This is a genomic window from Salinibacterium sp. TMP30 (assembly GCF_038397785.1).
In the GTDB taxonomy this organism is placed as follows: Bacteria; Actinomycetota; Actinomycetes; order Actinomycetales; family Microbacteriaceae; genus Rhodoglobus.
The window spans coordinates 684,315-699,350 of the sequence record NZ_CP151642.1; the positions used below are offsets into that span (position 1 = coordinate 684,315).

Below are 15,036 nucleotides of genomic sequence, written 5' to 3' on the forward strand. Positions count from 1 at the left end.
GCCGCTGCATTGGGTAGTCAGCACAGCAGTCTGATCAACCCAGTGACACAGTGAGATCAATCGTCATGGACCTGCGTGTAGCGGCTCCGGCCTCGCTCTCTTCCTAGATTCCTTCTGTGCCCAAAATTGATACCAAACCACTTCGCCCAGGGTGCCGAATCATCTACATGTCACTCACCAGAACACTTTGGGCACCGAAAGCCACCCTCGCAGGTGCGCTCATCTTGCCGGCACTTCTTATCGCGCTCTCGGGATGCGCAGGTACTCAACCATCCCCTCCGATGCCGTCCGAGAGCAGCGGGATGGATCAGTCTGCGGAAGCCGCCGAAAACGTCGTTACGACCATCGGCCTGAAGTTCATGCCGAAAGACCTCACCGTCAAGGTGGGCACCACGGTTACTTGGCAAAACGGCGAGACAATCGGTCACACCGTGACGTCCGGAGCCTGGGGCGACGTGAATGAGTCAACCGGTCTTCGCGGCACACAGACGCCCGACGGTCTCTTCGACCACGACCTAGCACCGAAGGGCCAAGAGGGCGACACCTTCACTTATACCTTCGACGAACCCGGCGAGTACCTCTACTACTGCCAACCGCACTTGACCATGAACGCAACCGTCACGGTCGAACCGTAAGAACCCGCACGACACAACACAACACACCATCAACAAGGAGAAGAAACAATGCGTAAAATCACAGCAATCACCGGTCTGGGCCTTGCCGCAGTACTCGCGCTTTCGGGCTGCTCAGCTGCAGCGGATGCGCCGGCACCCGCCGACGACACGACCTCTTCGGCGGTAGTGGACACAGTAAACAGTGACGGATCCGCGTTGCGTGCAACGCTAACCGCCCTGCTCGCCGACCACGTCTACCTCGCCGGTGCAGCCATCGACCAGGCGCTCGCCGATGGTGGCGACCTCACGACGGAAGACGTCGCCGGGGCAGTCGAAACCCTCGACACCAACTCGGTTGAGATCGCAGCCCTAATCGGCTCGGCTTACCCGGACGCTGAGCAGCCATTCCTCGATTCATGGCGCTCGCACATCCCGTTCTTCGTGAACTACGCGGTCGCGAAGGCAACCGACGACCAGGCCGGCATCGACCAGGCAATGTCAGATCTGGGTGGCTACGCGGTGTCGTTCGGCCAGCTGATCAATTCGGTTGTTCCTGAGCTGCCAGCTGAGGCAGTGCAGGCGGAGCTCGAGATGCACGCCACGTCGCTGGTAGCAGCGATTGATGCGAACATCGCCGGTGACCCTGCCTACTTCGCACTGTTGAAGGAAGCCGCTGGCCACATGCCGATGACCGCACAGGCACTCGCTGGCGGCATCGCAGCCAACAAGGGCATCCAGTAAAACCGATTCGCGAATGAGCCGGTGGGGAGTGAACGAATCGCTCCCCACCGGCTTCAGCGTTTCCGGGAAGTTGTTGAGAGAAAGAGCAAGGACATGAAGATCTTCATTATTGCGACACGGATTTGGATCGCACTCGCGCTGCTGGTTAATGCATACGTGCACTTTCTCCTCGCGACTCCATTCGATGCCATCGTCGGTTCACTCGTCAGTCAGGGCGACCTGTTCCGCATCCAAGGCGTCGTGAACATCCTCGCAGCCGTCCTGATCTTGGCGGTATATCGCTGGTGGACCGAGCTGGTTGCGGCAGTGATCGCGGCGGGCGGGCTCGCACTGCTGGTGGCTTCGGTTTATGTGCCATTGGATCTGAGCGCAATCGGGTTCCCGGTGATCTACGAACCCGTGTGGTATCCCGACAAGGTAATAGCAGTTGTGGCACAGGGCCTCGCGCTAATTGGCGGGCTGGCGCTGGCGGTTGTGACTCGTCCTCGTGCAGCTCAGAAACAAACCTGAACTGGTCAATCTCGCAACGACTGTGTCCGGGCGCCAACGACATCACGGTCTGCTCGGCGGACTTCAAACAGTGGCGTCAGGGGGCCAACGCATCGCGACCATCCCCATCCTGTTTGCGAAGGGATTCGATCGATCGGATGCCCTCTGGGCGGCCCGCGCGCACCCATAGCGCCCACAGTGTGGCTGCGATGAGTGCTGCCGCCGCGAGGCTCACGAGGGGCCAACCGCGGGCAAGATTGACGATAAGCGTGAACGCCACGATTGCCGCACCGACCACGTTGAGTACGAAACGTTTACGTTGACGGGCCAGCTGTGTGAACCGAGCCATCGCAAGCAAGCCGGAAAGGAAGCTCAAAAATACAGCGACTGCGTAGAACAACACGAGCCGCTGGTCGTCAGCGCCGGTGGCAGCGAGGACGACCATCGAGAGGGCGGTGAACAGTACGAGACCCCAGTATGGGGTGTGGCGCCTATTCACACTGCCAAATGCCGCAGGCAGAATGCCCACGGCGTTCGTGCCCGAAGGATGCACCGCGAGCGCTTTCAGTAGCCCCGGGCCCGCCTGAAAAGAAGAACTTGCCGCGGCGAGCAGTAGCAGCGCGGTCATGAGCTGGAAGAGTCCAAACAGCGGGGCCGGGGCGACGTGCCGGGCGAAGTCGGCAATGAGAGTCGACCCCTCGTCGGGGATGCTGATGCCAAGCCGTGTCGCTTGCACCGCGAAGGTGAGCGTGAGTACGCTAACGATGCCGAGAGTGAGCCACAGTGTGAGTTGCCCGAACCAGCGGCGACCATCAGAATCGAGTCCGCCGAGCTGCGCAATCGCCGTCGAGGGAGCCTCGACACCAGTCGCGAGCGCCATCGCGACGGGGAACGCCAGTATGACGGCGACAGCGCCCGCAAGCGCGTTCGGGTCGGCAGCTGCTGAATCGTCGAGGACTGCCGAATCGAGTGGCGCGGCAACAACACTGAATAGGAGCACCGACGCTGCCACCGCGACGAAGCTCACCGTCATCAGCGCGAACAGGATTCGCCCAAGATTTCCGAACAGGGACAACCCGCCAACAACGGCCACAAGCGCGAGGGCAATCAGCAAGCGCCACGGCGCAAGCACGGGAAAGTAGGCAATGACGGCCGATGCGGCTGCCGAGACGCTAATCGCGATGGTCAGTACGAAGTCGACCACGAGCGAGCCAACTGGCAGAAACGACCAGCCGTCGCCGAAGGCTTCACCGACGGCAGCCGATGCTCCACCGCCCTCCGGATAGCGGGCGATCAGGGCCCGGTAGTTCAGGACAACGAGCGCGATGATCGACACCACGAGCCCCATCGTCGCGACGAGCAGGTCGAGCCGACCATCCAGCGCCCGGAGCGCCGCTTCGACCGCGTAGGCGACCGAGGATACAGGGTCAGCCATGAGCGTGAACGCGAACGCAAGAAGCAGAACGACGCGAGAGCGTAGGAAGGGCACGCGGCGACCCTACTCCGGTAGCAACCTAGTCCGTCGCGCGCCGCGGCGTGACCGGGAGAAATTCGGGCGCTAGCGTCACGCGCGGGCTGAGGTACTGAGCACGCTCACCGGGGTCGAGACCACAGCCTACAACGGAGCTGGTTGGGACTAGGTCAGCGTTCGGGATGCCGGATCGACAGCTTTCGCTTAGGTATAGTCGAGAGGGTGAATGAAAAAGATCTGCTCGGCCTCTGGTCGGGAGCACGGTTGCACATCGTGATGGCGCAATTTGCGCCAACCTTCCTGCTTACTGTTGTCATTACCGCGCTTGCTCTAGGCGGATTCGAGGGCAGCCCGGTTGCGGTGCGAATCGCGGCGGCGGGAATCCTGCTCGCCTCGGGAATTCTTGGCTCCATCGCTCAGTACACGGCCGCCAGCGAAGCGAAAGCCGTGGCGGTCGATCTGGCGCAGATCGAGAGTCCGTCCCGGCTCGTGCAGCAGATCATCCAGACCGCATGGTGGACGACGATCGTGAAGTTCGTCACCCCGGCGATCTTCACCGTGATCTTCCTAGCGATCCTCTGGGAACTGTTCATCGCAGGTTAGGTGACCGCCAGGCAGCGATCTATGAGGAGCGCACCCGCATCTACTGGTGAGCTGCGCAGCAGATCAGGCTGCCGGCTGCGGGGTGAAAGCCCCACTCGGTAGGTCCTTTTCACCGGCAACGATTGCGTCAACGATGCGGCGAGCCACGTCGGCGGGGTCGAAGCCGGTGGGCATAGTGGGCGCGGTGCCAGCGACCGGCCTAGTGGCGAGCCCCGTCTCGGTGTGGCCGGGTCGGGCATCAACGAGCCGAATGCCGTCGCGGCGCAATTCGCGGCCAGCCGCCTGCCCGAACGCGGCGAGGGCTGCTTTGGACGCGGAGTAGGCCGCCATGTTCGCTGTGGGGGATTCACTGACGATGCCGCTCAGGGTAAGAAAGAATGGGTCGCGCTTCGCTGCCGCAGACTCGAGCAGGGCCGGGCGTGCTGCGCGTAGCAGGCGCATCGGGCCAAGCGCGTTTACGGCGAAAAGCTCATCCAGGGTCTCGTCGTCTGCGTCAGACGCTGGCCCAAAGGCTACTACTCCGGCCGCATTGACGACACCATCGAGCTGACCATGGGCACGGAGGGCGGTATTGACTAGTTCGACGTCGGAGCCGGAATCACGGAGGTCAGATTTAACGAACGTTCCCGGCACTGCGAGGGCGCGCACTTTTTCTTCTGAGCGCCCATGGAGCGTCAGAATGGCGCCTTCAGCAGCCAAAATTCGAGCAATAGCGGAGCCAAGGCCGCCTGATGCACCAACGACAAGAATGGAGGATCCTGCAAGCGAAGTCATACGCAAACGATACTGTTTTCGGCTGTGGAAAACCCCAGCCGCGGTAGCGTGGTGGCATGACAACAGGCGAGCCGGAGACACCGTGGTATGCGCTCGCCCCCGAGGAGGCCTTCACACAGCTTGATTCGAGCTCGCAGGGGCTGACGACGGCCGAGGCCGACGCGCGCCGCGCTAGGGTTGGGCCGAACCAGCTGGAAGTGCGCAAGCCGACGCCCCCGTGGGTGGTGGCAGCGCGACAATTTCGGTCGCCACTTATCGCAATTCTGTTGGTTGCGGCGACAGTTGCACTGTTGCTGCAGGACTGGGTTGACGCCACGGCGATTCTCATCGTGCTCGTGCTGAACGCGTCGATTGGGTTCTGGGAAGAGACGCACGCCGAGCGCGAGATGCGTGCGCTTGCCTCGCTCACGGTGCCCGCTGCACGCGCTGTGCGTGACGGCCACATCATCCGGCTTCCCGCGGTCGACCTCGTGCCGGGCGATGTTGTCGCGCTCGAGAGTGGCGAGCAGGTGGCCGCCGACGTGCGCGTCATCGAGGCTCATGCCCTGCAGGTCGACGAGTCGATGCTGACCGGCGAGTCAGAGCAGGTGCACAAGACTTCCGCGCCCGTTTCCGAGCATGCCGCAATGGGCGACCGTCACGGGATGCTTTACAGTGGCACCTTTGTCACGTTCGGTCGCGGCCGCGGTGTTGTCGTGGCAACGGGCCGCTATACCGAGTTGGGGCGCATTAACGAGCTCGTACAGACCAGCTCGGAGCGCACGCCGCTGCAGCAGAGTATCCGCAGCCTCGAGCGCCGTATCGGAATTTTCGTGGCCGCTGTCGCTGTCGCTGTGGTCATCACCGGTCTGTTGCTGGGGGAAAACCTCGAAACAGTATTCCTGTCAGCGATCGCCATGGCCGTCGCGACGATTCCTGAAGCTTTGCCGGTAGTGATGACCGTCGCGCTGGCGATCGGTGTGCGTCGAATGGCAGCCCAGGGTGCGATTGTGCGCACGCTGCCCGCCGCCGAAACGTTGGGCTCGACAACCGTGATCGCGAGTGACAAAACGGGAACGCTCACCGAAAACCGGCTCACCGCCGAGCGCGTGTGGATACCCGGCGGCGATGCAATCGACGTGTCGACCCTGCCTCACCAGCCGAGCGGCGTGCTGCGCGAGATCGTCATGGCCGGCGCCCTCGTCAACGAGGCGCACCCGCACGGTGATAATGAGAGTGGCTTCATCGGTGACGCTGTCGACGTGGCGCTCGCCGTGCTTGCGCGCTCGCTCGGGGTGACGAGCGATGATGACGACCTACCCGACCAAGTGGCCCGACTCCCGTACGAGCCGCAAAACCGCTACTCGCAGTCACTGCGCCGTGGCGGGCACGGCGACGATGCCGCGCTCATGCTCTATGTGAAGGGTGCGCCCGAACTGGTGCTATCGATGTGCAGCTCAGAAGCTGGGGGGAGTACCCTCGACGCTGCCGCGCGCCAGCGAGTGCAGGATGCACACGATCAACTGGCCGGCGACGGTTACCGGGTACTGGCAATCGCCTGCCGTACGGTGGCCGACAACGAGCTGTCAGGGCCGGAGCTGCCGCACCCCGCCGGCTTGCAGTTGCTCGGGCTCGTTGCGCTCACCGACCCGCCGCGTGCGGAGGCCCTCGAGTCGATTGCACTCTGTGTCGGAGCAGGGATGCGCGTCATTATGGTGACCGGCGACCACCCGTTGACCGCCACCACAATCGCGCGTCGGCTCGGCATCGCCGACTACGACAACGTGATTACGGGCGACGAACTCGACGACCTCGACGACGCAGCGCTAGCCGAACGTGTCGCTCACGCCGGAGTGGTGGCGCGTGTCTCACCCTCAGACAAGCTGCGCGTCGTCCAGGCACTGCAGGCCAATGGCGACACGGTTGCTGTAACGGGCGACGGCGTGAACGACGCGCCCGCACTCAAGGCGGCCGCGATCGGCGTCGCGATGGGCGAATCGGGCACGGACGTGGCGCGCGAGGCCGCAGATGTCGTGCTCACCGATGACCGCTTCGCCACCGTTGTCGAGGCGGTGCGGCAGGGGCGCATTGTGTTCTCGGCGATCCGCAAAGCTACCTTCTTCTTGCTGTCGACCGGATTTGGCATCATGCTCGCCGTCGCCATCAGCTTCTTTTTTGAGCAGCCGTTGCTCTTGATACCCGTGCAGGTGTTGTGGATTAACGTTGTTACGAGTGGCCTACAAGACGTTGCGCTCGCGTTTGAGCCTGCGGAGGGGGACGAGCTGCGGCGACCTCCGCGGGCCGCGCGCGAGGGCATCCTGTCCCGCGAACTGTGGGTGCGCACCGTGATCTCGGCGAGTTGGATGGCGACCGTGCTGCTCATCACCTTCCAAATGGCGCTCGCCGCGGGCTATGAAATCGAGCACGTACGCACCATCACGATGACTGTGTTCGTGCTCATGAGTTTCTTCCAATCGGGCAGCGCGCGCACCGAGCGCCGCTCGCTCTTCACCATCAGCCCATTCAGCAACCCGTTTCTCATCGCGACCGCCCTCGGCTCGCTCGGGTTGCAGTGGCTCGTGATGACCTGGCCGGTCAGCGCAGGCGTGCTGGGGCTTGTGCCGCTCACGCTCAGCGAGTGGGTGGGGTGTGCACTAGCCGCATCGACCCTGCTGGGGCTCATCGAGACGGAAAAATTTGTGCGACGCATGCTGGCTCGGCGCACGAGTGCGACTGCGGTCTAGACAGGCTGGTGAGCACGCTGCGTCAACCTGGAGAGCTTCACCTCACCGATCGGCTCTTCGGCGAGCAGCGGCACGAGCGCGATCCGTGGGCTGAGCGCACGCACGCCGGCGATCTGTTCGACTTCGTTCGCGGCCCGCTTGCGCAAAAACGGCGACACCGGGTGCGTGGCAGCGATCGAATTGTTGACTACCCAGCCCCATGGGTGAATGCCCGCACGTTCCAGGTCCTGCTGTAGCCCTTCGGCTTCGAGTACGGGGGTTGTTTCCGCCAGGGTGACGAGGATGACCTTCGTCTGCGCCGGATCCTGCAGGCGCATCAGCGGCGTAACGAACGTGAGGATGTCACCGATCTGGCGGGCGATCTCGCGATGGTAGGAGCCCGTGGCATCCAACAGCAGGAGGGTGTGCCCGGTGGGGGCGGTGTCGAAGATGATGTGGTCGTAGCGACCGTAGCTGGAAGTATCGGTGAGGAGGTTCGTGAACTCGTCGAAGGAGGCGATCTCGGTGGTACACGACCGATATTGGATGCGGGGTCGGTGCTTACCAGCAGAACTTGCTTGCCGCGGGCAGCGATCTCGAGCGCGGTCGCGCAGGCGACCGAGGTTTTGCCGACGCCTCCTTTACCGGTGAAGAAGAGGAATCTGGGCGGATCTTCGAGAAACTTCACGGTCGACTCAGCAACATCCAGTTCCACCGCAGCAGCCGCCGGCCGTCTTCTGGGTGAGCCCGAGGTCGAGACGCTCAGCGGATGTCGTGGCAGGGGTGCCGAGGCCGGCAAGGTCGTGCAGCGCCTCTTTAGTGGGATACGCGCCGGTGGCAACGGTGACTCCATCGACGACGGTCAGCGGCAGTCCCTTCGACCCGACGGTGTGCATGAATGCGCGCACCGTTTCATCGCCTGTGAACGCCGTGGGGTCGTTGGCCAGGTTATGGCGCGTGATGTCGGCGCCCAGTTCTTGAAGGCTGCGAACGTCTGCAGTGACGGTCACGAGTGACTGGTCGACGTCGACACCGCACACTCCGGTGTCGCAGCAGAGGGCAGCTTCGTAAATATGGATCGTGGGCATGAGGTTCTCTTTCTCGCTTAGGTGGAACAGGTTGGGAGGTCGAAGTTGGCGGGCGCGTCCACATGGATAGCGACGCCGAGGGCCCGGATCGCCTTGGATTCGACCGCGTAGTGCACGTTCATGCCCCGGCGCTTCTTTGAGACAAGTCCGGCCTTCTCCAGCGTCTTTAGATGGTGGCTAACCGTCGGCTCCGAAAGCCCAACAGCTGGTGCTAGGTCGCAAGTGCAGGCTTCCTTGTTGGGCTGGTTGAGCATAAACGCGATGAGCCGAAGACGCGCAGGATCAGCCAGTGCCTTCAATCGCACTGCGAGACGCACCGCATCATCTAGGGGAAAGTCCGGAGTTGATGACAGCGGCGCACAGCAGATCGGCGACACATCATCCAAGGCCGGGAGAGCTTTAGGCATGGTCCCAGTATGGCACTTATTAGACATATATCAAATAGTCAAGAAGGCGTTGTTAGCAAACCGTATGTCCGCTTCTGGTTGCCGTTCGACGGTTCCTGTCGTCGCCACTGCCCACTGGTCTGCCGACATATGTACCGCACCGACTCGACAGCGTGGAACTTGTTGAGGTTCGAAGGCTGCGCATCCTAAACGCGATTGCTAGTGGCGAACGCAGGTAAGCGCAGCAAGCCCATGCGGTTGTGAATCGGTCGCGGATCATGGTTCCTACTTTGGGCGAGTTCAAGAACCAGTAGCAGGATGACCCAACTATGGTGTGACGCAGAGGAGCGTTGCGCTGCCGTCAGGGGAAAAGGTGACACATCATGTGGTTCGATTCGTGGTCTGACCTCATCCGTATCGCGCTTGCGGGAACAGCGGGATACGCCACTCTCATCATCGTCTTACGTATCTCGGGCAAACGCACCCTGTCACAGCTCAATATCTTTGACTTTGTCGTGACGGTCGCGCTCGGCTCCATCTTGGCGACAGTCTTGTCGAACACGGATGTGTCATGGTCGGAGGGCGCCGCAGCGTTCGCACTTCTTGCTGTTCTTCAGTTCATTGTTGCGTGGGCTACATCTAGGTGGCCGCGTGCCCGAGGCGTGGTCACCTCCACCCCAGTGCTGCTGTTTAGCGACGGGACGGTCCGCCACCAGGCACTAAGGCGCGCCCGTCTTACCGAGTCTGAAGTGCATCAGGTGATCCGGGAAAGCGGGGCGGGTGACCTAGCGGACATTCGAAGCGTCGTCTTGGAATCCAACGGGAAACTCAGCGTGATCTCTGCGAGTAAGTACGGGGACGGCTCAGCGCTCAAGGATGTGAAGAACTAGGCGCCGACTCGAGCGCCGACACCGCCGGATCTGTCGTGATCTCGGGATGAGTGCCGCTGAGCGTCGAGAAGAAGCAGAGCACCTTGGTTCGGATCTGATTTGTCGCCTGGTCTTCGCGAACTGAGCGCGGCAACCGGTACTAGAGATTTCCGATAAGGATGCTCGAACTAACCGATATCGTCGTGTGGGCCGTGATTCACTCGCAGCACTCGGACCTCCCACGGCCGAAGAAGGCCCATGCTCTCGTCGTAATTTCCGAGGACCCACTCGCCGACGACATTGTGATCGACGTTGTCCCCGCTCAGGTTTGCTGCGACAGTGAGCGTAACCCCATCCCAGAATCTTTCGTAGACAAAAAGTGAAGGATGAAGCGGCTCGAGAAGTCGAAAATTGCCGTGAACAACAACAGGATCAGCGTGGCGCAGCGCGATGAGGGAACGATAAAATTCATAGACCGATGACTCAACTCCCACCTGCGACTCTGCGTTCACCGACACCGTGTTGGGATTCATCGCGATCCATGGATCACCCGTGGTAAAGCCTCCGGCGGAGCTCCACTGCATCGGCGTCCGAGCGTTGTCCCTGCCGATTCGCTGGATCGAGGCGATCGCCACGTCGGGAGGTGTTCCCGAAGCAACTGCTTCAGAGTAGTAGTTGAGTGATTCGATATCACGGACGTCGCCGATGTTCAGCCCGGCAACGTTGGTCATGCCGAGCTCTTCGCCCTGATAGATGTACGGCGTTCCGCGTTGCAGATGCAGTACCGCGCCAAGCGCTTGTGCGGACTTTTCGCGATACTCGCCGTCGTCACCGAAACGGCTTACCGCCCGTGGCTGATCGTGGTTGTTCCAGTAGAGACTGTTCCAGCCAACCTCTCCGAGCCCGATTTGCCACTTCTCCATCGACGCTTTAAGTTCGACGAGGTCGAGCGGGCGTCCTTCCCACTTGCCGGTTGGCCCGTGGTCGAGACCGACGTGTTCGAACTGAAAAACCATGTTGACTTCACCGCGGGATGGATCGGTGAAACGTTGAGCCTGATCAACGGTGACTCCGGGCATCTCTCCGACAGTGAGATACGCCTGGGGCCGCCCGCTAAATACTGACTCGTGCATCTCTTGGAGGTACTCGTGAATATGTGGTCCGTAGCTAAAATGCGGGAAGCCGTCACCGAAGCGTGAACCGGGATGCGATACGCCATCAGGCAGGCCCGGTTCCTTGGAGATCAGATTGATCACGTCCATGCGGAAACCGTCGACCCCACGGTCGAGCCACCAGCGCATCATCGAGTAGATCGCTTCGCGAACCTCTCGATTCTCCCAGTTGAGGTCTGGTTGCTTCTTCGAGAAGAGATGAAGGAAGTGCTGCTCGGTTTCCTCGTGCCATTGCCAAGCAGATCCAGAAAAGAACGACTCCCAGTTGTTCGGCTTGTCCCGCCATATGTACCAGTCGCGCTTCGGACTTTCGCGTGAGGATGAGCTATCTATAAACCATGAATGTTCGTCGGAGGTGTGATTGACGACGAGGTCCATTACGAGCTTCATCCCGCGCGAATGGATGTCTGCGAGTAGATCGTCGAAATCTTGCATCGTGCCAAATACTGGGTCGATTGCCTGATAGTCACTGATGTCGTAGCCGTTGTCGTCGTGGGGTGACGAGTAGATCGGAGAGAGCCAGATGACGTCGACTCCGAGATCTTGGAGATAATCTAGGCGACTGCGGATTCCCGGGAGATCTCCGATCCCATCGCCGTTGCTATCGGCGAAACTCCTCGGGTACACCTGATAAACAACGGCACTGCGCCACCATTCGGCGTTAGGAACTAAAACAGTGTTCGTCTTCTCAACGATTGTCATTGTCTTCGCCCTGTCTGCTCGTGGGATCAATCAGCACGAGCTGCCATACGGCCAAGGGCGGGAGCACAGCGAAGGCGAATTCGCCGTCGACCGTAACCTCCACATCGATCAATCGTCCAAGTCCGTCTGGGTCGGCGACCTGCACTCGTGGCACGCAGCCGGGGATTCGACGGATCTTTACTCGGCCAGCGCCGACGTCGGCGGTCGGATTGCGGGGCGCGTCCCATAGAGAGTCGACCTGGCCGACCAGATTGATGAGATGGATGATCCGGCGACCATTGGATTCGGTGACTCGTCGCCAGATCTCGCCCGGCAGGCCAGTTTCGCCCACGATCGCGGACTCGAAAGTGACATCCGTGTCATCGTTGTATGCACCCACGGTCGCACCGGTGACATCGACGATTGAGGTGTCGAGCAGCAGCTCATCGTGCTCGACGAGGAAGTCGTACCACCGTTTCAGGAGCTCTGCAGTTGAGGGTTCGACGGGGTGGTTGCGCACATAGTAGGGGTCAACGAGGATTCGGTCGGCCTCGCCGGCGAGCAGATGGGTGGCGCCGTGGGAGTAGAGGGCAGCCATCGTCAGAGCGGTTGCTCGATCGGATTCCGCAGTTGGCGCGGAGTCATAGACGTGCTGATAGGCCGCGATGACAATCGGTTTTGATCCGGCCACCGTTCGTGCACGCGTGACCACTGACGCTAGAGAGCCCAGTGTTTCTTGGGGAGACCAGACTTCGATATAGACGGCGTCTTGCGGCGACGAGCCTGTGCTCCACGTCGGGAAGTCGTTGACGTTGTTGAATACGAGCGTGGCTTCGGGAAGTCCGCTCCGCACCGTATCGATCATCGTGGTGAATGATTGGGCCACGTCAACGATGTCACCATCAGGGCGTCGTGCCATTTTCGGGTAACCGTATTGGTCGAGGTGGAATCCGTCGAAGCCGACCGAATCGACAGCTGCGGTGAGGTCACCGACGAAGTGTTCCAGCCAGTCCGGTGCGGCTGGGTCGACGAGGAACAGGAAGTCTCCCAAACCGTAGGGTGCTTGCGCGCCATTCAGCAATGCTTGATGTTGCCAGGCCGGCCATTCATCCGGCCCTACCGCGTAGACGGCGGCGTACCCAAGGGCTTTCGCTCCTGCCTGCTGTACGACCTGGACTAGTTCTCGAACGGTTGCGAGCGAGATCGGCTGCGCGAGGGCATCCGTGTAGTTCTCGCCTCCGCCCATGAGCTCTGCGTGCCTGTATGCCCAGTCGTAGAACTGGACTCCGGTGAGGTGGAGTCGACGCACGGTATCAGAGACACCGGTCAGGTCTCGGTTCGGGGAGTAGTCCACGACGAAGCCGTAGCGAAGACGCGCTGCACTCTGCTCCGCCACCTGTACAGCGGTCCGCACTGTGGACGTTCCGTCGCTGAGCTCGATTCCGTAGGACCCAATACCGAGTCCGGGGAGTGCGATTGTGGCTGACCCGTCGTAGTCGAGTTCCAGCACGGAATCCCCGAGGTACCAGACGCTCATTTTTCCTCGAGGCGCATCTCCTCTGATCTCGATCTCGACGAGCTCTCCCGGGGTAAAGGTTGACTTGGTGGGAAGGAGTTCGATCATCCTTTTACTGCTCCTGATGTGAGGCCCTGCACGAAATAGCGTTGGAATACGAGGAAGACGATGATCACCGGCACGATCGCGATCATTGATGCCGCGAATACGAGTCCCCACTGCACGGCGTTGTTCCCCTGACCGGCAAAGAGTTGTATCGCAATCGGTAATGTTCGATTCTCTGGTGAGTTAGTGAGGGTGAGCGCGATAGTGAACTCGTCCCAACACGCCAGGAAGGTGAAGATCGTCGCTGTAGCAAGGCCGGGTTTGGCTAGGGGTAGAGCGAGCTTCCAGTAGCGCAGCCAAGCGTTGGCTCCGTCGACCTGCATCGCTTGATCAAGTTCTGCCGGGATAGATTCGAAGAACCCCCGGAGGAGGAACGTATTCAGGGCGAGAGAGCCGGCGACGTAAAACACGATCAACCCCACGAGCGAATCCAACAGGTGCAGATTCTTGGCAAGGATGAACTGCGGAATGATCAGCATGATCGCCGGGATCATCAACCCGAGTAGGAGAACCCGGAACAGAGTTTCTTTGAAACGAAACCGGAATCGCGCGAAGGCGTAGGCCATCATCGAGCTAACAAGCAGCGAAAGTGCGGTCGAAATGACCGCAACTATCAGCGAATTCATGAAGTATCTGACGAAGTCCGACGATTCGATTGCCTGCTCGTAGTTCGCCGTGGTTGCGGGGTCGGGGATGAACTGCGGTGGGTTGGTGAAGACGTATGTCTGCTCCTTGAACGAGGTCGAGAGCATGTAGATGAACGGGATGATCATGATGATCGCCCCGACTGACAGTACGAGAATCCGGACCGCATTTCCGGCTGCGAAGCGTCGTGTTCTCACAGCGCACCTCCTCCATTGCGATCGCGGAAGACCCTCATCTGAACGACGGAGAGAGCGAAGACAAGCACGGTCAGGATGACGGCGATTGCCGATCCGTATCCGAAGTCCAGGTTATTGAACGCCTGTTCGTACATGTAGGTGAGGAGCACGTCGGTGCGCCCCGCTGGCCCGCCACCCGTTATCAGATACACGGATACGAAGACATTGAAGCCACCAATCACGAGCATGACAGTGACGAAGAGCAGCGCGGGCCAGATCGCGGGAACGGTGACGACCTTGAATCGTTGCCATCGGTTTGTGCCATCCATGGTCGCTGCTTCGACAAGCGTTTGGGGCACGCCTTGGAGGGCTGCGAGGAAGATCATCATCGACCAGCCGATACCTTTCCAGACGCCAAGGGCGCAGATTGCGATGAGGGCTGTCCACCGGTCGGCTAACCATGCAGTGTCACCGTTGGTGATCTGAAGCAGGTCGCCGAGCGCGAAGTTAATCAGTCCATCATCGGAGAAGAGAAATTTGAAGAGGAACGAGACGACAACCCAACTGGTCACCACGGGCAGGTAGAAGAGCACGCGGAAAAGGGGCTGAGTTGGACTCTTCTTCTGAATAAGAAGCGCGATCGCGAGGCCAATGATGATCTGCGGTGCCACGGTGAGCACCATGTAGACTCCGCTGTTGCTCAGAGCGAGCCAGAAATGATCGTCAGCGAATGCTTTCGCATAGTTGTCTAGTCCGAGGAATTCGCTGGCCGCAGACCCGACGATTTTCCAGTCGAAGAAACTCATCTGGAATGCCTGGACCGTGGGATAGAGCACGGTGACAGCAAAGAGGATGAATCCGGGCGCGAGGAATAGGTAGGGCGTTGCAGCGAGGACTGCTCGGCCTTTAGAGCGCCGGCGCCGTTTTTTGGGTGGTGCTGGCGTGACGGAGAGGACCTCCGCCACGCCAGCGCTCAGGCTTTCGCCTGTTGAGAGTACAGACAC

Annotated in this window: 15 protein-coding genes and 1 pseudogene; 6 read left to right on the forward strand and 10 right to left on the reverse strand. The window is 60.7% G+C overall.

Features of this window, described 5'->3' with window-relative positions; all coding sequences use genetic code 11:
* The first annotated feature begins 116 nt into the window (after positions 1-116).
* From AADH44_RS03320 to AADH44_RS03330, 3 genes are all read left to right on the forward strand, one after another.
* Entirely contained in the window at positions 117-635 is a 519-nt protein-coding gene (locus tag AADH44_RS03320; RefSeq protein ID WP_341954084.1) for a plastocyanin/azurin family copper-binding protein, read from the forward strand.
* Between the two features lie 48 nt (positions 636-683).
* Positions 684-1,355: a hypothetical protein gene (locus AADH44_RS03325; RefSeq protein ID WP_341954085.1), complete on the forward strand. Its 672-nt coding sequence runs from the start codon at positions 684-686 to the stop codon at positions 1,353-1,355.
* A gap of 93 nt (positions 1,356-1,448) precedes the next feature.
* Complete coding sequence (locus AADH44_RS03330) at positions 1,449-1,865, forward strand: hypothetical protein (protein WP_341954086.1); 417 nt, start codon at positions 1,449-1,451, stop codon at positions 1,863-1,865.
* 76 nt (positions 1,866-1,941) lie between these two features.
* Here AADH44_RS03330 and AADH44_RS03335 read toward each other — a convergent pair whose 3' ends face one another.
* On the reverse strand, positions 1,942-3,333 hold the full coding sequence (locus AADH44_RS03335; RefSeq protein WP_341954087.1) for an amino acid permease: 1,392 nt from the start codon (positions 3,331-3,333) through the stop codon (positions 1,942-1,944).
* 204 nt (positions 3,334-3,537) lie between these two features.
* Between AADH44_RS03335 and AADH44_RS03340 the strand changes: the two genes are divergently transcribed.
* Positions 3,538-3,918 carry a hypothetical protein gene (locus AADH44_RS03340; RefSeq protein ID WP_341954088.1) on the forward strand — a complete coding sequence of 127 codons (381 nt, stop codon included), beginning with the start codon at positions 3,538-3,540 and terminating at the stop codon, positions 3,916-3,918.
* Between the two features lie 63 nt (positions 3,919-3,981).
* Here the strand turns inward: AADH44_RS03340 and AADH44_RS03345 are convergent, their stop codons facing one another.
* Positions 3,982-4,692 (reverse strand): SDR family oxidoreductase, encoded by a 711-nt coding sequence (locus AADH44_RS03345; protein ID WP_341954089.1) that lies wholly within the window; start codon positions 4,690-4,692, stop codon positions 3,982-3,984.
* Positions 4,693-4,748: 56 nt separating this feature from the next.
* Here AADH44_RS03345 and AADH44_RS03350 point away from each other — a divergent pair, with 56 nt between their 5' ends.
* Positions 4,749-7,415, forward strand: a complete 2,667-nt coding sequence (locus tag AADH44_RS03350) for an HAD-IC family P-type ATPase (RefSeq protein WP_341954090.1) — start codon at positions 4,749-4,751, stop codon at positions 7,413-7,415.
* On the opposite strand, the gene AADH44_RS03355 is transcribed toward AADH44_RS03350, so the two are convergent.
* The 4 genes and pseudogenes from AADH44_RS03355 to AADH44_RS03370 all read right to left on the reverse strand — a co-directional run bounded on the left by AADH44_RS03355 (position 7,412) and on the right by AADH44_RS03370 (position 8,889).
* Positions 7,412-8,008, reverse strand: coding sequence for an ArsA-related P-loop ATPase (locus AADH44_RS03355; RefSeq protein ID WP_341954901.1), 597 nt, complete (start codon positions 8,006-8,008; stop codon positions 7,412-7,414). The genes AADH44_RS03350 and AADH44_RS03355 overlap by 4 nt on opposite strands.
* Positions 7,987-8,109, reverse strand: a pseudogene (locus tag AADH44_RS03360) (ArsA-related P-loop ATPase); the annotation flags it as partial. The gene AADH44_RS03355 and the pseudogene AADH44_RS03360, both read right to left, overlap by 22 nt.
* Entirely contained in the window at positions 8,090-8,482 is a 393-nt protein-coding gene (arsD, locus tag AADH44_RS03365) for an arsenite efflux transporter metallochaperone ArsD (RefSeq protein ID WP_341954091.1), read from the reverse strand. The gene arsD and the pseudogene AADH44_RS03360, both read right to left, overlap by 20 nt.
* A gap of 17 nt (positions 8,483-8,499) precedes the next feature.
* The gene (locus AADH44_RS03370) at positions 8,500-8,889 is read right to left on the reverse strand and encodes a metalloregulator ArsR/SmtB family transcription factor (RefSeq protein ID WP_341954092.1); all 390 of its coding nucleotides are present in this window, start codon (positions 8,887-8,889) and stop codon (positions 8,500-8,502) included.
* A gap of 362 nt (positions 8,890-9,251) precedes the next feature.
* Between AADH44_RS03370 and AADH44_RS03375 the strand changes: the two genes are divergently transcribed.
* Entirely contained in the window at positions 9,252-9,758 is a 507-nt protein-coding gene (locus tag AADH44_RS03375) for a YetF domain-containing protein (RefSeq protein WP_341954093.1), read from the forward strand.
* Positions 9,759-9,925: 167 nt separating this feature from the next.
* On the opposite strand, the gene AADH44_RS03380 is transcribed toward AADH44_RS03375, so the two are convergent.
* Genes AADH44_RS03380 through AADH44_RS03395 form a run of 4 tightly spaced genes read right to left on the reverse strand, consistent with a single transcriptional unit; the run spans position 9,926 to position 15,036 of the window.
* On the reverse strand, positions 9,926-11,611 hold the full coding sequence (locus tag AADH44_RS03380) for an alpha-glucosidase (protein ID WP_341954094.1): 1,686 nt from the start codon (positions 11,609-11,611) through the stop codon (positions 9,926-9,928).
* Positions 11,598-13,214 carry a glycoside hydrolase family 66 protein gene (locus AADH44_RS03385; protein ID WP_341954095.1) on the reverse strand — a complete coding sequence of 539 codons (1,617 nt, stop codon included), beginning with the start codon at positions 13,212-13,214 and terminating at the stop codon, positions 11,598-11,600. Before AADH44_RS03385 ends, AADH44_RS03380 begins: the two co-directional genes overlap by 14 nt.
* Complete coding sequence (locus AADH44_RS03390; RefSeq protein WP_341954096.1) at positions 13,211-14,053, reverse strand: carbohydrate ABC transporter permease; 843 nt, start codon at positions 14,051-14,053, stop codon at positions 13,211-13,213. The genes AADH44_RS03385 and AADH44_RS03390 overlap by 4 nt, the downstream gene beginning before the upstream one ends.
* Positions 14,050-15,036, reverse strand: a complete 987-nt coding sequence (locus AADH44_RS03395; RefSeq protein WP_341954097.1) for a sugar ABC transporter permease — start codon at positions 15,034-15,036, stop codon at positions 14,050-14,052. The genes AADH44_RS03390 and AADH44_RS03395 overlap by 4 nt, the downstream gene beginning before the upstream one ends.